The organism is uncultured Martelella sp. (assembly GCF_963677965.2).
Taxonomy (GTDB): Bacteria; Pseudomonadota; Alphaproteobacteria; order Rhizobiales; family Rhizobiaceae; genus Martelella; species Martelella mangrovi.
In genome coordinates this window covers 259917-282415 of the sequence record NZ_CAXXFM010000001.1, presented here as the reverse complement: position 1 = coordinate 282415, position 22499 = coordinate 259917, and the positions used below count along the sequence as shown (strand labels likewise).

15 protein-coding genes are annotated in these 22499 nt (G+C 61.7%); 5 read left to right on the top strand and 10 right to left on the bottom strand.

Going from position 1 to position 22499, the window contains the following annotated elements:
- Nucleotides 1-236: 236 nt before the first annotated feature.
- The 5 genes from ACHZCU_RS01550 to ACHZCU_RS01530 are packed head-to-tail and all read left to right on the top strand — an operon-like array spanning nt 237 to nt 6144.
- Nucleotides 237-1490 (top strand): sarcosine oxidase subunit beta family protein, encoded by a 1254-nt coding sequence (locus ACHZCU_RS01550; RefSeq protein WP_319517365.1) that lies wholly within the window; start codon nt 237-239, stop codon nt 1488-1490.
- A 10-nt stretch (nt 1491-1500) separates the two neighbouring features.
- Nucleotides 1501-2337 (top strand): alpha/beta fold hydrolase, encoded by an 837-nt coding sequence (locus ACHZCU_RS01545; protein WP_319517364.1) that lies wholly within the window; start codon nt 1501-1503, stop codon nt 2335-2337.
- 3 nt (nt 2338-2340) lie between these two features.
- Nucleotides 2341-2643, top strand: a complete 303-nt coding sequence (locus ACHZCU_RS01540) for a sarcosine oxidase subunit delta (protein ID WP_106310266.1) — start codon at nt 2341-2343, stop codon at nt 2641-2643.
- On the top strand, nt 2640-5597 hold the full coding sequence (locus ACHZCU_RS01535; RefSeq protein WP_319517363.1) for a sarcosine oxidase subunit alpha: 2958 nt from the start codon (nt 2640-2642) through the stop codon (nt 5595-5597). The genes ACHZCU_RS01540 and ACHZCU_RS01535 overlap by 4 nt, the downstream gene beginning before the upstream one ends.
- Nucleotides 5590-6144: a sarcosine oxidase subunit gamma gene (locus ACHZCU_RS01530; protein ID WP_319517362.1), complete on the top strand. Its 555-nt coding sequence runs from the start codon at nt 5590-5592 to the stop codon at nt 6142-6144. Before ACHZCU_RS01535 ends, ACHZCU_RS01530 begins: the two co-directional genes overlap by 8 nt.
- Here ACHZCU_RS01530 and ACHZCU_RS01525 read toward each other — a convergent pair.
- From ACHZCU_RS01525 to ACHZCU_RS01480, 10 genes are all read right to left on the bottom strand, one after another.
- Nucleotides 6138-7202: a DUF2332 family protein gene (locus ACHZCU_RS01525; protein WP_319517361.1), complete on the bottom strand. Its 1065-nt coding sequence runs from the start codon at nt 7200-7202 to the stop codon at nt 6138-6140. The genes ACHZCU_RS01530 and ACHZCU_RS01525 overlap by 7 nt on opposite strands.
- Nucleotides 7203-7206: 4 nt before the next feature.
- Nucleotides 7207-7695, bottom strand: a complete 489-nt coding sequence (locus ACHZCU_RS01520; protein WP_319517360.1) for a MaoC family dehydratase — start codon at nt 7693-7695, stop codon at nt 7207-7209.
- A gap of 48 nt (nt 7696-7743) precedes the next feature.
- Nucleotides 7744-9720, bottom strand: coding sequence for a glycogen debranching protein GlgX (gene glgX, locus ACHZCU_RS01515; protein ID WP_319517359.1), 1977 nt, complete (start codon nt 9718-9720; stop codon nt 7744-7746).
- A gap of 8 nt (nt 9721-9728) precedes the next feature.
- Nucleotides 9729-11357, bottom strand: coding sequence for an alpha-D-glucose phosphate-specific phosphoglucomutase (locus ACHZCU_RS01510; RefSeq protein WP_319517358.1), 1629 nt, complete (start codon nt 11355-11357; stop codon nt 9729-9731).
- On the bottom strand, nt 11354-12805 hold the full coding sequence (gene glgA / locus ACHZCU_RS01505) for a glycogen synthase GlgA (RefSeq protein WP_319517357.1): 1452 nt from the start codon (nt 12803-12805) through the stop codon (nt 11354-11356). The genes ACHZCU_RS01510 and glgA overlap by 4 nt, the downstream gene beginning before the upstream one ends.
- Nucleotides 12806-12808: 3 nt before the next feature.
- Nucleotides 12809-14071 (bottom strand): glucose-1-phosphate adenylyltransferase, encoded by a 1263-nt coding sequence (gene glgC, locus ACHZCU_RS01500; RefSeq protein WP_106310289.1) that lies wholly within the window; start codon nt 14069-14071, stop codon nt 12809-12811.
- 13 nt (nt 14072-14084) lie between these two features.
- The gene (gene glgB / locus ACHZCU_RS01495) at nt 14085-16298 is read right to left on the bottom strand and encodes a 1,4-alpha-glucan branching protein GlgB (protein ID WP_319517356.1); all 2214 of its coding nucleotides are present in this window, start codon (nt 16296-16298) and stop codon (nt 14085-14087) included.
- Nucleotides 16295-18757, bottom strand: a complete 2463-nt coding sequence (locus ACHZCU_RS01490; RefSeq protein WP_319517355.1) for a glycogen/starch/alpha-glucan phosphorylase — start codon at nt 18755-18757, stop codon at nt 16295-16297. The genes glgB and ACHZCU_RS01490 overlap by 4 nt, the downstream gene beginning before the upstream one ends.
- 336 nt (nt 18758-19093) lie before the next feature.
- On the bottom strand, nt 19094-19990 hold the full coding sequence (locus ACHZCU_RS01485; RefSeq protein WP_106310375.1) for a transglutaminase domain-containing protein: 897 nt from the start codon (nt 19988-19990) through the stop codon (nt 19094-19096).
- Between the two features lie 6 nt (nt 19991-19996).
- Nucleotides 19997-22393 carry a circularly permuted type 2 ATP-grasp protein gene (locus ACHZCU_RS01480; RefSeq protein ID WP_319519725.1) on the bottom strand — a complete coding sequence of 799 codons (2397 nt, stop codon included), beginning with the start codon at nt 22391-22393 and terminating at the stop codon, nt 19997-19999.
- Between the last annotated feature and the right edge of the window lie 106 nt (nt 22394-22499).

The window sequence follows — 22499 nt, the reverse complement described above, 5'->3', positions numbered from 1 at the left end:
AGTCCAGCCCTTTGCCGCGCGGTCCGCGCAATTGCGCCCGATTTGATGCCGCATTTGCGTCAGCCCCCGGAAATCAGGCGTTCGGGGCCAAAACCGGCCGCATGCGCAGCGGCGTTAAAAACAGATGTCGAACTGAGGCGGCAAAAGCGTCGCAAAAAGGACGTTGCGTCATATACTGATTTGCGATTGGTATAGGGTAATGATCGGTAACAAACCCGGCCCGAGGGAGCTTTCAGATGCGCAAATATTCCGTTTTCGCCCTGGCGCGCGAGGCCATGCGGCATCATTCGGGCTGGGAAAAGCACTGGACTTCGCCCGAGCCGAAGCCTGAATATGATGTCATCATCATCGGCGGCGGCGGCCATGGCATGGGGGCGGCCTATTATCTCGCCAAGGAACACGGCATCACCAATATCGCGGTGATCGAGAAGGGCTGGATCGGCGGCGGCAATACCGGCCGCAACACCACCATCGTGCGTTCCAACTATCTCTACGACGAGAGCATGGACATCTACGAGCACTCCCTCAAGCTCTGGGAAGGTCTGGCGCTCGATCTCAATTACAATGTGATGTATTCGCCGCGCGGCGTCCTGATGCTGTCGCATAATGAACATGACCGCCAGTCCTTCAAGCGTCACGTTCATGCCAACCGGCTTTACGGCATCGACAATGAATGGCTGACGCCGGAAGCGGCGAAAGACTATTGTCCGCCGCTCGATATCGCGGCAACGGCGCGTTATCCCGTCAATGGCGCGGCACTCCAGCGCCGCGCCGGCACGGCCCGCCACGACGCGGTAATCTGGGGGTATGGACGGGCGGCCTCCGACCGCGGCGTCCACATCATTCAAAACTGTGAGGTTACCGGCATTCGCCGCGGCCCCGATGGCGCTGTAACCGGCGTCGAAACCTCCAGGGGCTTCATCGGCGCCAAGAAGATCGGCGTTTCGGCCTCGGGCCACAATTCCGTGGTGATGTCGATGGCCGATGTCAATCTGCCGCTGGAAAGCCAGCCGCTGCAGGCGCTGGTTTCCGAGCCGCTGAAGCCGATTTTCCCCTGCGTCGTGATGTCGAATACGGTGCATGCCTATATCTCGCAGTCCGACAAGGGCGAACTGGTGATCGGGGCTGGCACCGACCAGTACAATTCCTATTCGCAGACCGGGGGCTTGCAGATCATTACCCACACGCTCGATGCCATCTGCGAGTTGTTCCCGATCTTCCGCCGGGTGAAGATGATGCGCCAATGGGGCGGGATCACCGACAACACGCCCGACCGCTCGCCGATCCAGAGCGTGACCCCGGTTCCCGGCCTCTTCGTCAATTGCGGCTGGGGAACGGGCGGCTTCAAGGCAACGCCGGGCTCGGCCCATCTCTTCGCGCATCTGATCGCAAAGGGCGAGCCGCACAAGCTGGCGGCCGGCCTGACGCTCGACCGTTACCGCACCGGACGCCTGATCGACGAGGCGGCCGCTGCTGCCGTCGCGCACTGAGGGGACGGCGATGCTCTGGAACGTCAACCAGAAGACGGAGACCAGCGCAGGCACGGTTGCCTGGGGCTCGGCCGGCGAGGGGCCGCCGCTGGTGCTGGCCCATGGCTGGCCATGGTCGTCGTTTTCCTGGCACCGGATGATCCTGCCCCTGTCGCGGGCCTATACCGTCTACTGGTACGACATGCCGGGGTTCGGCCGCTCGGCGAAGGACCCGGAGCAGGCGACCGGCCTGGATGTTCAGGGGCTGATCTTCAAGGAGATGCTGACATATTGGGGGCTCGAATCCCCGAGTGTTTTTGCCCATGATTTCGGCGGGGCGGTGTCGCTGCGCGCCCATCTCCTGCATGATGTCGCCTATAATGATCTGGTGTTGATGAATGTGGTGGCGGTCAGCCCCTGGGGATCGGAATTTTTCGATCATGTCAGCCGCCATATCGATGCGTTCACGCCATTGCCGCCGCATATTCATGCGGCCATCGTTGCCGCCTATATTCGCGGCGCGCTGGTCAACGAGATCGATGAGCACGAGCTGCATGAACTGGTGTCGCCCTGGCTGACGCCGGAAGGGCAGGCCAGTTTCTACAAGCAGTTTGCCGCAGCCGACGAGCGCTTTACCGATGAATTCGCCGACAGGCTGAACGCGATCGCCTGTCCCGTCAGCGTCATCTGGGGCGAAAAAGACCCGTGGATACCGATTGCGCGCGGCCATCAGCTTGCCGGCGCCATTGGCGTTCAGCTTCACCCGCTGGAAGGCGCCGGCCATATGCCGCAGCTGGAAACACCGCGCCCGCTGCTCGACCTCATCACCTCGTTATCCGATACCCTACCCGAACTGGAAGGGAACTAGAAAATGCTGCTCATTCATTGTCCCTATTGCGGCGAAGCGCGAAGCGAACTGGAATTTTCGGCCGCCGGCGAAGCCCATATCGACCGGCCGCAGAATATCGCTGAAATTTCCGATGAGGATTTTGCGGCCTATTTCTTCATGCGCACCAATCCCAAGGGTATCCATTACGAGCGCTGGCGCCATGCCCATGGCTGCGGCCGGTTCTTCAATGCCGTGCGCGATACCGTTTCCGACCGGTTCCTGAAAACCTACAAGGCCGGCGAGCCGAAGCCCGACCGTGCCGAATTCGAGGGAGAAGGCCGATGAGCGGCGCATTGCGTATCGAGGGCAAGGGGCGCCTCACGCCCGCCAAGACCATCCGCTTCACCTTCGACGGCAAGAGCTATTCCGCGCTGGAAGGCGATACACTGGCCTCCGCACTGCTTGCCAATGGCATTCATCTGGTCGGCCGGTCCTACAAATATCACCGCCCGCGCGGGTTTCTGACGGCGGGCTCGGAAGAGCCGAATGCGCTGTTCGATATTTCCCGTGACAGTGCGCGGCGTCAGCCGAATGTGCGCGGCCCGGTGCAGGAAGTGTTCGACGGCATGACGGCGTCGTCGCAAAACCGCTGGCCATCGCTCTCCTTCGATGCCGGCGCGGTTAATGATTTCCTGTCGCCCTTCTTCATCGCCGGGTTTTACTACAAGACCTTCATGTGGCCGCGCATTGCCTGGCACAGGCTCTATGAGCCGCTGATCCGCAGGGCCGCAGGCCTTGGCGTTGCGCCCACGGAGGAAGATGCCGATACCTATGCCTGCCGCTACATCCATTGCGATGTGCTGGTGGTCGGCGCCGGGCTTGCGGGACTGACGGCCGCGCTTTCCGCCGCGCGGGCCGGCAAGGATGTCATCCTCTGCGATGAAAAGCCGGAACCGGGCGGCGCGCTGCAGTATGAAACCGGCACGACGGTGGATGGCAAACCGGGCTATGAATGGGCGCTGGCTGCCGTGGAAGAGCTTCGCGGCATGGACAATGTCCGCTTTCTGCCGCGGACCACGGCGTTCGGTTACTACAACCACAATTTCCTCGCGCTTTGCGAACGGCTGACGGATCATCTGCCGACAGGCAAGGCGAACGGCCCGCGCGAGCGGCTTTGGCAGGTGCGCACCGGCGAGGTGATCGTGGCCACCGGCGCCATCGAACGGCCGATGGTGTTTCCGCAAAACGACCGTCCCGGCATCATGCTGGCCTCTGCCGCACGCGCCTATCTGAACCATTACGGCGTTGCCGTCGGACGCAAGGTCGGCGTCTGCTGCGCCCATGATTCGGCCTATGAGGCGGCAATCGATCTGAAGAACGCCGGTGTCGATGTGGTCGCCATTATCGACAGCCGCAGGCAGGCCGGTTCCGGGCTGGCCGAGGCGGCAAGGGCGCTCGGCATCAAGGTGCTCGCCAATCATGCGGTTGTCGGCACCAAGGGGCGCCTTCGGGTATCCTCGATGAAGGTGAAGGACAAGGAGAGCGGCAAGACCCGCAGCTTCGATATCGACGCGCTGATCACCTCGGCCGGCTGGACCCCGTCGGTCCACCTGTTCTCGCAATCGCGCGGCAAGCTGGTGTTTGACGCCGAAGAACAGCGTTTCGTGCCCGGCACCTATGCGCAGAACACGATCTGCGTCGGCGCCTGCAACGGCACGGATGCCATCCACGCGGCAATCGGCGAGGCGGCAGCGGCCGGTGGCGGGACTGTCGATATCGCAGGCGAAAATGCCCATCAGTGGACTGGGGGCATGCTGGGCGAAGACGAGACCGCCGACAGCCATGCCCGCGCCTTCATCGACTATCAGCACGATGTCTGCGCCAAGGATATCCGTCAGGCCGTGCATGAGGGCATGGCCTCGATCGAGCACATCAAGCGCTTCACCACCAATGGCATGGCCTCCGACCAGGGCAAGCTTTCCAACATGCACGGCCTGGCGATTGCCGCCGAAATGCTGGACAGGCCGATCCCGCAGGTGGGGCTGACCACGTTCCGCCAGCCGTTCACGCCGGTCACCTTCGGCACGCTGATCGGCCATTCGCGCGGACCGCTGTTCGATCCGGCCCGCAAGACGCCGATTGGCGGCTGGGCGGAAGAGCAGGGGGCTGCCTTCGAGGACGTCGGCAACTGGAAGCGCGCCTGGTATTTCCCGCGCGCGGGCGAGACCAAGCATGATGCCGTCAACCGCGAATGCCGGACGGTGCGCGAGAGCGCCGGTGTCTTCGATGCTTCGACGCTCGGCAAGATCGAGGTTGTGGGGCCGGATGCCGAAGCCTTCATGAACCTGATGTATTCCAATGCCTGGTCGACGCTGAAGCCCGGCAAATGCCGCTACGGCCTGATGTTGCGCGAGGACGGCTATATCTATGACGACGGCGTGGTCGGCCGGCTGGCCCATGATCGCTTCCATGTGACGACGACGACGGGCGGCGCGCCGCGTGTGCTCAACCTGATGGAAGACTACCTCCAGACTGAATTTCCGCATCTGAAGGTGTGGCTGACATCGGCAACCGAACAATGGGCGGTGATTGCCGTTCAGGGGCCGAAGGCGCGCGAGATCATCGAACCCTTTGTCGAGGGCGTGGATATTTCCACGGAAGCCTTCCCGCATATGAGCCTTGCCGAATGCACCGTCTGCGGCGTTCCCGCACGGCTTTTCCGGGTGTCGTTTACCGGTGAACTCGGTTTCGAGATCAATGTGCCGGCCGATTACGGGCTTTCCGTGTGGAAGGCGATTTTCGAGCGTGCCGAGAGTTTCGGGGCCTGCGCCTATGGCACCGAGACCATGCATGTGCTGCGTGCCGAAAAGGGTTATATCGTCGTCGGGCAGGATACCGACGGCACGGTAACCCCGTTCGACGCCGGCATGGGCTGGGCGGTTTCGAAGAAAAAGACCGATTTCGTCGGCATTCGCGGGCTGAAGCGTCCCGACCTTGTGGCCGAAGACCGCAAGGAACTTGTCGGCCTGATGGTCAAGAACAATTCCCGCATGGTGCTGGAAGAAGGCGCCCAGATCGTTGCCGACCCCAATGCGGAAAAGCCGGTGCCGATGCTCGGCCATGTGACGTCCGCCTATTGGTCGGAAGCGCTGCAGAGCGGCATTGCCATGGCGGTGGTCAAGAATGGCCACAAGCTGAAGGGCGAAACGCTATACGTGCCGATGCCCGACCGCACGATTGCCGTCGAGGTGGTCGACACGGTTTTCTATGACAAGGAAGGAGCCCGCATCCATGGCTGAGGAATTCGTTGCCGAACGCACCCTGCCGCTTGAAGGCGTTTATGGCGGTTCGGGGCTGGCCCGGCTGACGGTTGCGGCTCCTGCCAGCCGGCTTTCGCTGCGCGCCGGCGAAGATGCGCTGCAGGCGCTTGGCGCTGCGCTGGAAATCGATCTGCCGGTTGCCCCGCTGACGGCTTCCGGCGATAACGGGCGTTACGCCTTCTGGCTCGGGCCGGATGAATGGCTGGTTATCGACGAAAACGGCGGGGACCTGATACAACGTCTTCGCGGTGTCGAGGTGCTGCATTCCGCCGTTGACGTCTCCCATCGCAACATCGCCGTCATGGTCGACGGGCCGGGAGCGGCCGAGGTTTTGAACGCGGCCTGCCCGATGGACCTGAGACTGGAGAAATTTCCGGTCGGCAAGGTTGCGCGCACCGTTCTGGGCAAGGCGGAAATTGTGCTGTTCAGGCAAGCGGAAACGGCGTTCAGGCTCGAATGCTGGCGTTCGTTTGCGCCGTATGTATTCGGCCTTCTTGATCAGGGGGTAAGGGACGCCGCTTACTGAGCGGACGGCAGCCCGCGCCAATCGACCCAGCGGCCGTGAAAATCGGCCCGGCCGACACTGTGGGTTTCGCCCGTCGGCCAGATGGTGAGTGAAAGTCCGGCGCCCGGTCCCTCGTCATCGGCTTCCATCGCAAGATGGCAAAGCGGGGCCTGCCGGTCGGCGCGTGCGCCGGCTTCGGCAATCAGCTGCAATCCCCGCTTCTGCGCGTTATCGGGCAGATATTGCCAGGCAATCGTGTGATAGATGACGTGCACCTTGCCGTCATGCCGGGTTGCGAGCCGGTGCGCCAGCCAGTCGACGGCATCCGCCCGGTCAATATGCAGCCTGTTTTGGCGGGCAAGGGCGAGCGCTTTTTCTGTGCGCTCCAGCCGGTCGGCCTGATCCGGCCAGACATAGGACAGCAGGCGCTCGCAATCATCGGCACTGTCCGCTTCCAGCGGGTTGAGATCGCAGCCCGCCCTTTCGCTGACGGCGATTTCGGCCTGCGGCGGCAAGGGACCTGTCCAGTCGGGCGCGATGACGAAGGGGGCATCGCCGTTCTGTGGCTGATAGAGAGCGTTGTCGAAGCGGTATCCGTAGCAGTCCCACATCAGGTTCAGCCCGGCGGAAGCCCCGATTTCGGATAGCACGAGCGGCATGCCGCCGAACCGTTCGGCAATCAGCGCAAAGGCCGGAAACAGGGCTGCCGACCGGCGCACTTCATTGGTCTGCGGCGCCGATTGCATGCGGGTGGCGATGAAGTCCGCCTTTTCCGCCATGGCCTGTTCAGCACCTTGCCACAGCGCATCGTCGGAAACCCTGTGCGGTGGATAGCAGTCGACAAGCGGGCGATAGCCCTGTCGTTTCAAAGCGTGCAGCGCGCCGCAAAATCTGAGTGCCAGCGCATCGGCGACAGCGCGTTCGGGTGGCCAGCCGGACACGAGGGCGGCAATTTCGCCCGTCCCGTCAAGGCGATCGGCAGCCAGGCGGCAAAGGCGGGCGTTGAAGGGCGAACCGAGCGTTTCACAGGCATCGGCCTGCCGCTCGAATGCCGTTCTGATCGCCACATCCGCCACCATGATTTTACGCCATTTCCGGGCGATCGGCGGCATCGAACTGAATGAGGGTAATCCATTCCGCCGTCAGTGCCGGCTTGCGCTCGTCCTCGATTTCGATGCTGACGGCGTAGTTGATCGCCAGAAGTTCAGCGCCGCGGAAGCGGGCTTCCTTCAGGGTGAAATGGCCACGGACACGCTTGCCGCATTTCACCGGCGCCATGAAGCGCACCTTGTCGAAACCGAAATTGATCCCCATGGTCTGCTCGCGCACTCGCGGTGCACAGTCGAAGTTCATGGCCGACAGCAATGACAGCGTCAGGAAACCATGCGCGATCGTGCCGCCGAAAGGGGTTTCCGCGCGCGCGCGTTCGGGATCGGTATGGATGAACTGGTGGTCGAGCGTGGCGTCGGCAAATGTATCGATCATCGACTGATCGACCGTGAACCAGCGTGATACACCGACTTCATGGCCGATATAATCCTTCACTTCAGCAAGCGAAATGTCTTTGACCATGGTCTTCTTTCAGGTGCGCGCGTGTTTCGGTTGTTGTCGGTCGGGCGATTATCCGCCGGTGGAGAGTTTCTCCGCATAAAACGATACTGACCGCGGCGCAAGCGCGATCTCGACCGTCCCACGGCTTTCGCCGGTCAGGCTGTGCCAGCCGTGATCGTCACGTTCAGGCAGCCGGAATACGGTTTCGGACTGGCCGCGGTTCATCAGGACGGCAAGCCGGGTCGGGTCACCGCTTTCCCGCTCAACGGTGGAAAATACGATACTCAGGCAATCGCAGCCGGGCGCTTCCCAGTCCTCGACAGTCATGACACTGCCATCGGGCCGCAGCCAGGAAACGTCGTCTTCGGTAAAGAAGGTGGTTTCGGAAAACACCGAAAACTGCCGGCGCAGCGCCGAAAGCTCGCCCGTATAGGCGATCAGCGCCTGATCCATGGCATCCCAATCGATCCAGGTCGTCTCGTTGTCCTGACAATAGGCATTGTTGTTGCCGTACTGGGTAATACCGCCTTCGTCGCCGGCTTTCAGCATGATGGCACCGCGGCTGGCAAACAGCGTGGCGAGAAGCGCCCTGATATCCTGCCGCCGCCGCTCGAGCACAACCCGGTTGTCGGTCTCGCCCTCAACCCCGTTGTTCCACGAATAGTTTTCGTCGTGACCGTCCCGGTTGTTCTCGCCGTTGGGGCCGTTGTGCTTGTGCACATAGGCGGTCACGTCATGAAGCGGAAAGCCGTCATGGGCGGCGATGAAATTGACCGAACGCGTTACATGCTGCTCGCCCACGGAAAAGATATGCGAGGAGCCGGAGAGCGCATCGGCCAGCCGGCCGGTCATGTAATCGTCGCCGCGCCAGAACCGGCGCAGATCGTCGCGCGCGCGGTCGTTCCATTCCAGAAAGGGAGGCGGGAATTGGCCGAGCTGATAGCCACCGGGCCCGATGTCCCATGGTTCGGCGATCATCGTGCGATCCTTCAGCACCGGGTCGCTCAGGATCGCTTTCAGCGTTTCGGCATGGGTGTCAAAGCCCGCGCGCGTGCGCCCGAGGATCGGCGCCAGATCGAAGCGGAAACCGTCAACGCCGGCCTGGGTGACGAAGAACCGAAGGCTGTCGACAATATACTGGCGCACCATCGGGTGGTCGCAGGCCACCGTATTGCCGCAGCCGGTGTCGTTGATGAACACCGAGGCATCATCATCGGCCAGCCGATAATAGGTTGAATTGTCGAGCCCGCGAAAACTCAGCGAACCGCCGAACTGGTCGCTTTCGCCGGTGTGATTGAAAACCAGATCGAGGATCACGGCAATGCCTGCGTCATGCAGGGCTTCGACCGCGCTGCGCAGTTCGGCGATGCCGCCCGGGCACAGGCGCGGATCCGGGGCCATGAAGGTAACCGGATTGTATCCCCAGGCATTGGTCAACCCAAGCTGCTGAAGATGGCGTTCGTCAATCCAGGCGGTGACCGGCATCAGCTCGATCGCATCCGCACCGATTTTCTGCAGATGCTGGATCAGGGCAGGGTGGCCAAGGGCTGCGACGGTGCCGCGAATGTGCTCCGGGATATGCCGGTTAAGCCGGGTCAGCGATTTGACGCCGGCCTCGTAGATGAAACCGCCTGCCGGCAGGTTCACATGCGAAGGCTCGTCGCCGACATCCGCAACCACCACGCTTTTCGGCACAAGTGCTGCGGTGTCGAAGCCATATTCTGCAAGCTGCGGATCGAAACTGTACGGGCTGTCGATCTGCCGCGCATAGGGATCGACCAGCAGTTTGGCAGAATCGAACCAGTGGCCGTTCATCGGGTCCCAGCGTCCGAAGGCGCGGTAGCCATAGCGCTGGCCGGGCTTTGCCGCATCAACGAGCAGCCGGAACAGGTTGCCGCGCTCGTGCGCCATCGGCAGATGCGCGGTTTCCCGCCCATCCGCGTCAAACAGGCAAAGCTCCATGCCTGTGGCGTTTTCCGAATAGACGGAAAACTCGACGCCCCGGTCGAGGACCCTGACGCCGGGTTTTGCAATCGCATCGCTCATTGTCGGGCTCAGGTGATCACGGTCGGAGCATCGCGGCCGGTGCGTTCCCTGATGCCGGCGATATGCTCGGCATAGGCGATCAGCGTGGCAAGCGTCTCCTGTGTATCGTCCTCATGGCGGGCCGGGTCCGGCTCGAAATGCTCCAGATAGACGCGCAGCGTGGCGCCCGAGGTGCCAGTGCCCGAAAGCCGGAAGACCACGCGCGAACCGGTTTCGAACATGATGCGAACGCCCTGGTTCTTGCTGACGGAGCCATCGACCGGATCGTGATAGGCAAAGTCGTCGGCTTCCTTAACGGTCAGATCGCCGAAGGTGGTGCCGGGCTGGGTGGAAAGCTTTTCGCGCAGCGCACCCATCAGGCCGTTGGCCGCATCGGTTTCGATGCCCTCGTAATCGTGGCGAGAATAATAGTTGCGGCCGTATTCGGCCCAGTGCTTCTTGACGATGTCGAACGCGCTTTCGCCGCGCACGGCCAGAATGTTGAGCCACAGCAGCACGGCCCACAATCCGTCTTTTTCACGCACATGGTTCGAGCCGGTGCCGAAGCTCTCCTCGCCGCAAAGCGTGGCCTTGCCGGCATCGAGCAGATTGCCGAAGAACTTCCAGCCGGTCGGCGTTTCATAGGCGCCGATGCCGAGCTTTTCGGCAACCCGGTCGGCGGCCTGGCTGGTTGGCATCGAGCGCGCAATTCCGGCAAGGCCGACCTTGTAGGCAGGCGCCAGATGCGCATTGGCCGCCAGGATCGCAAGACTGTCGGACGGGGTGATGAAGATGCCCTTGCCGACAACCATGTTGCGGTCGCCATCGCCGTCCGACGCCGCCCCGAAATCGGGACCGTCTTCGCTCATCACTTCGTCATAAAGCGCCTTGGCATGGACGAGGTTCGGGTCTGGATGATGTCCGCCGAAATCCTCAAGCGGCACGAAATTGCGTACCGAACCTTCAGGCGCGCCGAGCCGGTTTTCAAGGATCTCCCGGGCATAGGGGCCGGTTACCGCGCTCATGGCATCAAAGGCGATGCGAAAGCCGCCGGCAATAGTGGAGCGGATCGCCTCGAAATCGAAAAGCTCTTCCATCAGGGCGGCATAATCGGTGACCGGATCGAAAACCTCGACCTCCATGTCGTCGACATGATAGCTGCCGATTTCATCGAGCGGCACGTCGTCGGCTTCGGAAATGCGGTAGCGGTCGATCAGCTTGGTACGCTCGTAGATCGCATCGGTGATGCGCTCGGGCGCGGGGCCGCCATTGGCGGTGTTGTACTTGATCCCGAAATCCTCGTCCGGGCCGCCGGGATTGTGGCTGGCTGACAGGATGATGCCGCCGAAGGCCTGGTATTTGCGGATCATGTTGGAGGCGGCAGGCGTTGACAGAATGCCGCCCTGGCCGACCATCACCTTGCCGAAACCGTTGGCGGCCGCCATCTTGATTGCCGTCTGGATCACCTCGCGGTTGAGGTAGCGCCCGTCGCCGCCGATCACCAGCGTCTTGCCCTTGTAATCCTCAAGGCTGTCGAACACCGACTGGATGAAGTTTTCGGCATAATGCGGCTGGCTGAATACCGGCACTTTCTTGCGCAGGCCGGAGGTTCCGGGCTTCTGGCCGTCAAACGGTTTGGTGGAAATCGTTTTGGTCATGATTGGGGAGCCATCATTTTAAGACTGGAATAAAGATCAACATAGAGTTTTGCGCTGGATTTCCAGGACACATCGCTTTTCATGCCCTGTTTTTGCATATGCATCCAGGTTTTCTTGTCCTCGAACAGGTTGATGGTGCGGCGCAGCGCATGGATGAGCGACCACGTCTCGACCGGCGAAAACTGGATGCCGGTGGCAACCTTCACATCGAGCGCGGCGGGATTGGCGTCGATCACCGTATCGGCCAGTCCGCCGGTGCGGGCAACAAGCGGCACGCAGCCATAGCGCAGGCCGTAAAGCTGGGTCAGGCCGCAGGGCTCAAAACGGGAGGGAATGACGATGACATCGGCGCCGGCCTGCTGGATATGCGACAGGGTTTCGTCATAGCCGATAATGGTGCCCACACGGCCGGGATAGAGCCTGACCGCGTTGCGGAAGGTTTCTTCCAGCTGATGTTCGCCGGTGCCCAGCACCGCAAGCTTGCCGCCCATGGCCACAAGCGGGCCGATGGCTTCGGCCAGAAGGTCCATGCCCTTTTGCCAGGTCAGGCGCGAGACCACGCAGAAGATCGGCGAATCATCATCATCCAAACCGAAGCGTTCGCTGAGCACCTGCCGGTTGGGCTGCCGCAGCCTGAGCCTGCTCGGCGTGTAGCGGCTGACAAGCGTCTGATCGGTCGTCGGGTTCCAGACATCGGTATCGATGCCGTTGACGATGCCGTGCACCGTATGCGCGCGGGCGGAGATCAGCCCTTCAAGGCCCATGCCGTATTGCGGGGTCTGGATTTCGCGGGCATAGGTCGGGCTGACGGTGGTCACCGCCCAGGCCGTCTGCAGCCCGCCCTTCAGAAAGCCGACATTGCCGTAATATTCGACACCGTCGACCGACATGGCATGGGCCGGCAGGCCGAGCCAGGGAAAGATATCCGGGCCGAAATTGCCCTGAAACGCGATATTGTGGATGGTCAGGATCGACGGTTTTTCCGGAACTTCGGAATAGCGCATATAGACCGGCGTCATCGCCGCCTGCCAGTCGTGGCAGTGGACAAGGTCGGGCTCCCATCCCGGCATCACGCCGGCAGCGACTTCCGTTGCCGCTTTCGAAAGCGCGCCGAAGCGCCGCCAGTTGTCGGAATAGCCTTCGCCGGTGGCGGCATTGTAGGGATTGCCGAGACGGCCGAAAAGTGCCGGAATATCGAGGACCAGCAGGTCGAGCCCCTGATATTCGGCCGCAAGAAGCGTGGCGCGTTCACCGAAAAGGTCGCCGAAATCATGAACCTTTTCGGCCTGATCGCCAATGGCCTTCATGACGGCCGGATAGCCCGGAATCATGGTGCGGGTTTCAATGCCGAGACCGGCAAGGGCAAGCGGCAGCGCGCCTGCGACATCGGCAAGACCTCCCGTCTTGATCAGGGGGTAGATTTCCGACGTAACGGAGAGGACTTTCATGTATCAGATATCCAGTTTGTCGATCATCGACTGTGTAATCAGGCAGATGCCGTTGTCCGAACGGCGGAAACGACGAGCATCGATTTCGGGTTCCTCGCCGACGACAAGGCCTTCGGGGATGTGAACGCCGTGATCGATGACCACGTTTTTCAGCCGTGCGTGACGGCCGATATGGACATGGGGCAGAATGACGGCGCCTTCGAGGCGGGAATAGGAATTGGCGCGCACGCCGGTAAACAGCAGGCTCTTGTAAAGCTGCGAACCGGAAATGATGCAGTCGCCCGAGACCACCGAGGAGATCGCCGAACCGCGGCGGTTTTCATCGTCATGAACGAATTTCGCCGGCGGGGTTACTTCCGAATAGGACCAGACAGGCCAGGACTTGTCGTAGATATCGAGTTCGGGAACCACGGCGGTGAGGTCGATATTGGCCTGCCAGTAGGCATCGATCGTGCCGACATCGCGCCAGTAGGCTTCCTTTTCGTAGCTTGAGCGTACGCAGCTCTTGGAAAAGCGATGGGCCAGAGCCTTGCCGTTCTTGACGATGTAGGGAACGATATCCTTGCCGAAATCACGGCTGGAGGTCGGATCGGCGGCATCGCGGTAGAGGCATTCGAACAGGAATTTGGTGTTGAAGACGTAGATGCCCATCGAGGCCAGCGCCATGGTTTCATTTCCCGGAATGCCCGGCGGATTGGCCGGTTTTTCGACAAAATCGACGATCCGGTCGGTGGCATCCACATGCATCACCCCGAAGCCTTTCGCCTCTTCCACCGGCACTTCGAGGCAGCCGATGGTGATATCGGCGCCCTCGTTGACGTGCTGCTGGAGCATCGCCTCGTAATCCATCTTGTAGATGTGATCGCCGGCCAGGATGATCATGTATTCCGGGCCATAGGAATCGATGATGTCGATGTTCTGGTAAACCGCGTCGGCGGTACCCTCATACCACTGCGTTTCCGAAACGCGCTGGGAGGCGGGCAGCACGTCGAAACTTTCGTTTCGTTCGGGCCGGAAGAAGTTCCAGCCCTGATGCAGGTGGCGGATCAGCGAATGCGCCTTGTACTGCGTGGCAACGCCGATGCGCCGGATACCGGAATTGAGTGCGTTGGACAGCGCGAAATCGATAATGCGTGTCTTGCCGCCGAAATAGACCGCGGGCTTGGCACGCGTATCTGTCAGTTCCTTCAGTCGGCTTCCGCGTCCGCCGGCCAGCACATAGGCCATGGCATCACGCGCAAGGGGGTGTCCAATCCGCGAATTCATCCTTCCCTCCCTCTCAGTCTTCCGGTTCCAGCATAATGGTTGCAAGTGGTGGTAAAAGCAGCGTGGCGGAGATCCCGCCATGGCCGTGAACTTCGGCACGCACACGCCCGCCATTGCCCTTGCCGCTGCCGCCGTAGATTTCGGCGTCGGTATTCAGGATTTCCCGCCAGACACCGGCCTTCGGCAGCGGGACATGATAATCCTCGCGCGGGATCGGCGTGAAATTGCAGATCACGATGACCGGTTTTTCACCCGGCGCCTTGCGCTGCCAGGCGAAGACCGAGTTGTCCTGATCGTCGACGATGGCCCACTCGAAACCTTCCGGTTCGCAATCGCGGGCATGCAGCGCCGGTTTGGCGCGGTAGGTGAAGTTCAGGTCGCGCACCAGCCGGCGCATGCCCTCGTGGGTCGGGTAGCTGAGCAGGTTCCAGTCGAGCCCGCGTGCCTCGCTCCATTCGCTCCACTGGGCGAATTCCTGGCCCATGAACAGGAGCTTCTTGCCGGGATATCCCCACATGAACGCGTAATAGGCGCGCAGATTGGCGAACTTCTGCCAGTCGTCACCGGCCATCTTGGCAATCAGCGAGCCCTTGCCATGCACGACCTCGTCATGGGAGAGCGGCAGCACGTAGTTTTCGGCAAAGGCGTAGAGCAGGCCGAAGGTGATTTCCTGATGGTGGTGCTTGCGGTAGATCGGCTCACGCGCGAAATAGCTGAGCGTGTCGTGCATGAAGCCCATGTTCCACTTGAAGCCGAAACCGAGGCCGCCCTCGTGCACCGGCTGGGAAACCTTGGGCCAGGCGGTCGATTCCTCGGCAATCGTCATCATTTCGGGATGATTGCCGTAGACCGCCTTGTTGGTGTCCTGAATGAACCGCACGGCGCCGAGATTTTCATTGCCGCCATATTCGTTCGGCACCCATTCGCCGTGTTTGCGCGAATAGTCGAGATACAGCATCGAGGCAACGGCATCGACACGAAGCCCGTCGACATGGAACTTCTCGCCCCAGTAAAGCGCGTTGTTCAGAAGGTAGGATGCGACCTCGGTGCGGCCGAAATTGTAGATCGCTGTGTTCCAGTCCGGGTGAAACCCCTGACGCGGATCGGCATGTTCGTAAAGCGCGGTGCCATCGAACTGCCTGAGACCGTGCTCGTCGGTCGGAAAATGCGCCGGCACCCAGTCGAGAATGACGCCGATGCCGACCTTGTGGCAGCCGTTGACGAAGCGGGCGAAGCCTTCCGGTTCGCCAAACCGCGCGGTCGGCGCGTAAAGGCCGGTCGTCTGGTAGCCCCAGGACGGGTCGTAGGGATATTCGGAGACCGGCAGAAACTCGATATGGGTAAAGCCCATGTCCGAGCAGTAGGGGATCAGGCGGTCGGCCAGTTCGTCCCAGGAGAGGAAAGAACCGTCGTCATGGCGCTGCCAGGAACCGGCATGCACCTCGTAGATCGATATCGGTTCGCGCCGCCTGTCGGTGCTTGCCCAGTGTTCGCGGTGGGCATCGTCATCCCATTCCTGTTCGAGTTCGCTTGCCGTCAGCGAGGCGGTTTGCGGGCGAAGCTCGCTGCGGCGGGCAAACGGATCGGCCTTCAGCGGCAGGAGATTGCCATCGGCGCCGATGATCTCGAATTTGTAGGGCTGGCCCGGCTCGACATCGGGGGCAAAGATTTCCCAGACGCCGGAATCGCGGCGAAAGCGCATCATGTGGCGGCGACCATCCCAGCCGTTGAAGGACCCGACAACCGAGACCCGGCGGGCATTCGGCGCCCAGACCGCGAAATGAAAACCCTTTACCCCTTGGTGGGTTATCTGATGGCCACCGAGCTTGTCGAAAAGCCTCAAATGCGAGCCTTCGCGGACATAGTAATCGTCCATCGGCCCGAGAACCGGCCAGAAACTGTAGGGATCGGTGACCGTCCATTCGGCTGCGCCGCGGGTGGCATGATAGCGGACAGGCACAAAACCGGTCACATCGACGCTGCCGGCAAAGAACCCGGCTTCATCGAGACATTCCAGCTTTCCGAGCGGCTTGCCTTCGAGGTCGAAGACCGTAACGGTTTCCGCCCCGGGCAGAAAACACCGGGCAACGTGCTTTCCGCCGATGTCCTGGATACCCAGCACGGAGAAGGCATCTCCGTGCGTTGCATTCAGAATACTGTCAATTTCCTCCCGCGACGGGGCAATGCCCCGCGCCTGTTCCGGATCGTCTGATTCCGGCTTTTTCATAAAGCACTCCAGATGTCGTGTGCATACTCCCTGATCGTCCTGTCGGACGAGAACCACCCCATACGGGCAGTATTCCTTATCGCCTTAACGTTCCACGCGGTCGGATCGTTCCAGATCGCATCCACTTCGCGCTGGGCGGCGGCATAGGCATCGAAATCGGCGGCGACCATGAACCAGTCGTGGTCATAAAGCCCGCCGATGAGGTCGACATAGCGGCCGGGATCATCATGCGAGAACACGCCCGACGAAATGGCGGAAAGCGCCTGAGAAAGCTCCTTCGATCCCTCGATGATCTCGCGGGGATTGTGTCCCTGCGCCCGGGCCTGATCAACCTCTTCGGCCGTCATGCCGAAAATTACCATGTTCTCGGCGCCGACCCAGTCGCGCATCTCGACATTGGCGCCATCGAGCGTGCCGATGGTCAGCGCGCCGTTGATGGCGAATTTCATGTTGCCGGTGCCCGACGCCTCCATGCCGGCCGTCGAGATCTGTTCGGACAGGTCGGCCGCCGGGATCATCACCTCGGCCAGCGAGACGTTGTAGTTGGGAATGAACACGATCTTCAAAAGGCCGCGCACCGCCGGGTCATTGTTGATGACGCGGGCGACATCATTGGCGAGTTTGATGATCAGCTTGGCGTTATGGTAGCTCGGCGCGGCCTTGCCGGCGAACAGTTTGACGCGCGGCACCCAGTCCATTTCCGGGTGCGAACGGATCTGGTCGTAAAGCGCCACCGCCTCGATGATGTTGAGAAGCTGGCGCTTGTATTCATGGATGCGCTTGATCTGGATGTCGAACATCGCCGACGGATCGATGCGCGTGCCCATCCGTTCGCCGATGAGGTTGGCAAGCCGCACCTTGTTCTCCCGCTTGACGGCGAGGAACTTCTCCTGAAAGGCGGAATCTTCGGCCAGATCGTTGAGCGCCTGCAGTTTTTCCGCGTCATCGAGGAATTCGTCGCCGATGGCTTCGCGGATAATGCCGGTCAGTCCGGGGTTGCATTCTTTCAGCCAGCGGCGCGGGGTAATGCCGTTGGTCTTGTTGTTGATCCGGTCGGGATGAAGGCGGTGGAGGTTGTAGAACACCGTTTCCTTCATCAGTTCGGTGTGAAGCGCCGACACGCCGTTGATCGAGTGCGAGCCGAGGAAGGCGATATTGCCCATGCGCACGCGCCGCTCGCCGCCCTCGTCAATCAGCGAAATCTGGCGGATGGCGTCGTCACTGGCATCGGCCTCCTTGCGGGCCTTCAGCAGGATCTTGGCATTGATGGCGTAGATCAGCTGCATGTGGCGCGGGAACAGGCGCTCGAACAGCGGCACGGGCCAGGTTTCCAGCGCCTCGGGCAGAAGCGTGTGGTTGGTATAGGCAAATGTGCCGGTGGTCAGCTCCCACGCTTCATCGAACTCGACATCGTGGATGTCGACCAGAAGGCGCATCATCTCGACGATGGCGATCGCCGGATGGGTGTCGTTGAGGTGGATGGCGGCCTTTTCCGGCAACAGCCGGATATCGTCGAACTGCTGCATATGCCGGCGCAGAATGTCCTGCAGCGAGGCCGAGGAGAAGAAATATTCCTGTCTGAGGCGCAGTTCCTGGCCTGCCGGGTTGGCATCGGCCGGGTAGAGAACGCGGGTCAGCGTTTCGGCCTTGGTGCTTTCCTGAAGCGCGCCGATATGGTCGCCGGCATTGAACTTGTCGAGCAGGATCGGGTCGATCGGATCGGCCGACCACAGTCTGAGCGTGTTGACCCGCTTGGCGCGCCAGCCGACGACCGGGGTGTCGTAGGCCTCGGCGATCATGCGTTCGGCGGGTTTCCAGACATAGCGCGGCTCCTTGCCGGCCTCCTCGATAATGTCGACCTTGCCGCCGAAATTGATTTCGTAGGTGCTTTCGCGGCGATGAAATTCCCAGGGGTTGCCGTGCGCCAGCCAGTTTTCCGGCAGCTCGACCTGCCAGCCATCGGCGATTTCCTGACGGAACAGGCCGTTCACGTAGCGAATGCCGTAGCCATAGGCCGGCACGTCGACGGTCGCCATCGATTCCATGAAACAGGCGGCGAGGCGTCCAAGCCCGCCATTGCCGAGGGCGGCATCGGGCTCGAGGCCTGCAAGTTCGGCCAGATCGACATCGAACTTGGCGAGCGCCTGATTGATGGCTTCGATCATTTCGAGGTTGGAGATCGCATCGCGCAGCAGCCGGCCGATCAGGAATTCCAGCGAGAGGTAGTAGACCCGTTTCGAGCCTGCTTCATAGGTCTTTCGGGTCGATTCCATCCATTTGTCGGTGATCCGGTCGCGGATCGCCAGAATGACGGCGCGCAGCCAGTCATGCGGCTTGGCGACAATGGTGTCCTTTCCGACCTGATATGTCAGCTTTTCGAGAATATCGGCAGCCAGTCCATCGACGTCGAGGGAGCGGGGCGTCGGCAGGGGCAGATCGGGATTGGTCAATTTGCTCATTGGTTTTTCCGTCAAATAATGGCTGGAAATCTTGAAATATGCGGCGCCTGAAAACGATCTCCCCGAAAAGGAGTGACCGGTATACTCTTATTCTTTCTCGTAATTTATGCACTGATATGACGCACTTGCAACAAACCGATGCGCCGGCGCGCGAATTTCTCGCCGAGGCGTCGGCCGCATTCAGTCAGAACGCCGACAAACGGGCAGGAAAATGGCAATGCGGATGGGGACGGGCGGGGGCAGGGGACGCACTCCTGCCGCAGCCGCAAATCGACCGGTCGCGCTTGCTGTCTGCCGCAGGGGCGAAAGCCCTCGGGGCAGCAGTCGGCGGTGATATCAGGATACGGCCGGGGTTCCCTGAACCGGGATCACGTCGACGGCCTGGGTGGCCTGATGTTCGCCATAGGTTTTCATCACGCCTAAAACCGGGGCGACATCGGCATAATCGCGCCCATATCCGACGACGATATGGTCGGCGCCGGCTTCCATGTTGTTGGTCGGGTCGAACTCCACCCAGCCGGTGGCGCGGCCGCACCAGACCCGCACCCAGGCGTGCATGGCATCGGCCCCTTCCAGACGCGGCTTGCCCGGCGGGGGGATGGTGCGCAGATACCCGCTGACATAACCGGCCGGAATGCCGATCATCCGGAGCGCCGAAATCATGACATGGGAAAAATCCTGGCAAACGCCCCGGCGCATTGCGAAGGCTTCCGCGGGCGTGCTGTCGACGGTTGTCGCCTCGCCGTCATAGGCGAAATCCTCGAAAATCCGCGCGCAGACGGCCTTTGCGATAGCGTAGACGCTGTCTTCGGGCGAAACCATATCACGGCCATAGGCGCCGATGATGCGGTCGGGCGGGATGCGCGGGCTCGGGCCGAGAAAGTGGTGCGGAGAATCGCGGTCCAGATCGAGCACGCCGCCATATTCACGCTTCAGTTCGGAAAGCGTGGTCGCGAAGCCGAGCATGGTGCGCGGCGTTTCGACATTGACGCGGGCCTTCATCATGATTGCAAAGCGCTGATGCGGCGGGTTGACCAGCGTGGCGATTGCGGGGTGGCCGAAGAAATCGGTGAAACCGCGTTCTTCGTCTGGCCCGGGATCGAACTTGACATGGCCGGCGATCAGCCGCTGGCGTCCGCCGATCGAAAGCGGCATGACACGGCTGATATGGCGCGCATAGGAAGCCGGCGTGTCGTAGTGATATTCCATCTTGAGGGAGAGGTCGTAGAGCATCATCCCTCACAGATAACTTTGCGCCAGACAGTCGGACAGCGTTTCGAAATCGCGTTCCAGCGCCGCATAGTAATCGCTGGAAACGGAATCGGCGGTCATCACCGCAAGGCCGGACTGTACCCGCATGGTTTCACGATGCAGCGGCGACATGGAGGCAGGGTATGCCTGGTCGGGCAGCTTCTTGACCTCTGCCAGGATCTGGTCGAGCTGGAACAGCACCGAACGCGGGTTCTGCGGATCGAGCGCCAGAAGGTCGGTGATCGTCAGCGGATCGGTATAGACATTGTAGTGACGGCGATGGGTCATCACATTGTCGCTGATCTCGAGCAGCATATCGAGCGCGCCGTCGGGGGCATCCTCACCCGCAAGCTCGCCCAGAAGCCGGGTCATGTGCAGGCCGCGTTCCAGATAGCGGCCGATGGACAGGAACCGCCAGCCGGTGGAGCGGTACATGTTTTCGTGCACCAGACCGGCAAAGCCCGCCAGCTTTCGCAACAGCACGGTCACGGCATGGGCCGCATCATCGCCCGGATTGACCCGGTCGACGAAACGCCGTGCCGTCTTGGAAAGATCGTTCAGCGCCAGCCAGCCATCGGGTGAGAAACGGTCGCGGATATTGCCGGCGGAATAGACGGCGCTGTCGATATCGCGCAGCAGGCTCGGGGGCAGGGCGGCTTCGGAAAGGTCGAGCCCGATCTGGTCGAGATAGGCTTCCACCCGCGTCAGCAGCGCCTGCCCGCGATCATCCACCTCGGCAAAACGCCCGTGCCAGGCGCGCAGGATGCGCAGATTGCCTTCCGCGCGCTCGATATAGCGGCCAAGCCAGAACAGGTTGTCGGCCGCCCGGCTGGGCAGGTTCGACGGCTTGTTGCGCGGGATGCGGCTTTCACGCGTCAGAAGCGTCGGCTTGCCCACAGGCGTCTGGCTGACAACCCAGACATCGGCCGCCCGCCCGCCGGACTGCATGGCTATGGCCGCAACATCGTCCGAAGAGCCGATGCGCGCGAAGCCGCCCGGCATCAGCTTCCAGCCATCGCGGGTGCGCGCGGCGAAAACGCGCAGCGAAAACGGATGCGGTGTCAGCTTGCCGTCGACAAAGGCGGGCGCGGTGGAAAGCTTGACGGCCTCCTGACCGACAAGCCAGGGACCGCGCTTGTCAAGCCAGCGGGCAACGGCGCCGGGCCTGCGTTCGCGCAGCCGCTCGCCGGTAAACGACTGCCCGGAATCGTCGAAGAACGGCATGCGTGAATAGGCGGGGCCGATCAGCATCTGATCAAGGTTTTCGGCCACATGATGGCGTTCGTTTTCCTGTCCGCACCACCATGTGGCAATTGACGGGATCTTCAGATCCTCGTTCAGGAGACGGCGGGAAAGTGCTGGCAGGAAAGCAAGAAAAGCGCGGGTCTCCACCATGCCGGAGCCGAGCGCGTTGACCATGGTGAGATTGCCCGCGCGGATGGCGCCGACGAGACCCGGCGTGCCGATGCGCGAATTCTGGTTGAGTTCCAGCGGATCGGTAAAGCTGGCGTCCAGACGCCGCCACAGCACGCTGACAGGCATGGGGCCGGCCACCGTGCGCACCATCACCCGGTCGTTGACCACGATCAGGTCCTCGCCTTCCAGAAGCGAGATGCCGAGATAGCGGGCGATATAGGCGTGTTCGTAATAGGTTTCGTTGGCCGGACCCGGCGTCAGCACGCCGATACGGCCTTCATTGCCGGCGGGGTCGCCCTGCAGCGCATCGCGGAATGCACCGAAGAAGGTCGCAACGCGGCGCACATGCATGTCGCCGTAAATGCCGGAAAAGGCGCGCGATGCGGCAACCCGGTTTTCCAGCGCAAACCCCGCGCCGGAAGGGGCCTGGGCACGGTCCGCCAGCACCCACCATTTGCCGTCCGGCCCGCGCCCGACCTCGAAGGAGACGAAGTGGAGATAATGACCGCCGGGCGGATCAATGCCGACGAGCGGACGCAGAAACTCGCTGTTGGAGGCAACGAGGGCGGGCGGGATGAAGCCTTCGGAAACAAGCCGGTTCTCACCGTAGAAATCCGCCATCATCGCCTCGAGCAGGTCGGCGCGCTGCTTCAGGCCGTCGGCAAGCTCCTGCCATTCATTGTCGTCGATGATTACCGGGATATGGGAGAACGGCCAGGCGCGGGTATCGTCCTGTCCGTCATAGGCGCGGTAAAACACGCCGGCGTCGCGCAGATAGCGGTCGGCGCGGGCAAAGCGCTCGGACAGCTCGCTGGCAGTCATGCCCGAAAGCGCGTTGACGAAAGGCTGCCACACAGGCCGCACCTTGCCTTCGGCGTCGACCATCTCATCGGGCACGTCGGACAGGGGCACATAGTCCCGGGCATTCCAGGCGATGGCGGGTTCCGCCTCGTGGTCCTCGTCAGCCATATGCTTTTCGGCGGAAGTGTCCGCCTTCGGTTCTGCCATCTGCAGCGCTTCCTGCCGCCCGCATCACAAGAGAGCCTGTTCACAATAAATGCGGGCAGGTGTCCCC

Bases quoted from the DNA above. Each gene is read 5' to 3' on its own strand.
- ACHZCU_RS01550 (WP_319517365.1), top strand. From the start codon at position 237: ATGCGCAAATATTCCGTTTTCGCCCTGGCGCGCGAGGCCATGCGGCAT.
- ACHZCU_RS01545 (WP_319517364.1), top strand. From the start codon at position 1,501: ATGCTCTGGAACGTCAACCAGAAGACGGAGACCAGCGCAGGCACGGTT.
- ACHZCU_RS01540 (WP_106310266.1), top strand. From the start codon at position 2,341: ATGCTGCTCATTCATTGTCCCTATTGCGGCGAAGCGCGAAGCGAACTG.
- ACHZCU_RS01535 (WP_319517363.1), top strand. From the start codon at position 2,640: ATGAGCGGCGCATTGCGTATCGAGGGCAAGGGGCGCCTCACGCCCGCC.
- ACHZCU_RS01530 (WP_319517362.1), top strand. From the start codon at position 5,590: ATGGCTGAGGAATTCGTTGCCGAACGCACCCTGCCGCTTGAAGGCGTT.
- ACHZCU_RS01525 (WP_319517361.1), bottom strand. From the start codon at position 7,202: ATGGTGGCGGATGTGGCGATCAGAACGGCATTCGAGCGGCAGGCCGAT.
- ACHZCU_RS01520 (WP_319517360.1), bottom strand. From the start codon at position 7,695: ATGGTCAAAGACATTTCGCTTGCTGAAGTGAAGGATTATATCGGCCAT.
- glgX (WP_319517359.1), bottom strand. From the start codon at position 9,720: ATGAGCGATGCGATTGCAAAACCCGGCGTCAGGGTCCTCGACCGGGGC.
- ACHZCU_RS01510 (WP_319517358.1), bottom strand. From the start codon at position 11,357: ATGACCAAAACGATTTCCACCAAACCGTTTGACGGCCAGAAGCCCGGA.
- glgA (WP_319517357.1), bottom strand. From the start codon at position 12,805: ATGAAAGTCCTCTCCGTTACGTCGGAAATCTACCCCCTGATCAAGACG.
- glgC (WP_106310289.1), bottom strand. From the start codon at position 14,071: ATGAATTCGCGGATTGGACACCCCCTTGCGCGTGATGCCATGGCCTAT.
- glgB (WP_319517356.1), bottom strand. From the start codon at position 16,298: ATGAAAAAGCCGGAATCAGACGATCCGGAACAGGCGCGGGGCATTGCC.
- ACHZCU_RS01490 (WP_319517355.1), bottom strand. From the start codon at position 18,757: ATGAGCAAATTGACCAATCCCGATCTGCCCCTGCCGACGCCCCGCTCC.
- ACHZCU_RS01485 (WP_106310375.1), bottom strand. From the start codon at position 19,990: ATGCTCTACGACCTCTCCCTCAAGATGGAATATCACTACGACACGCCG.
- ACHZCU_RS01480 (WP_319519725.1), bottom strand. From the start codon at position 22,393: ATGGCTGACGAGGACCACGAGGCGGAACCCGCCATCGCCTGGAATGCC.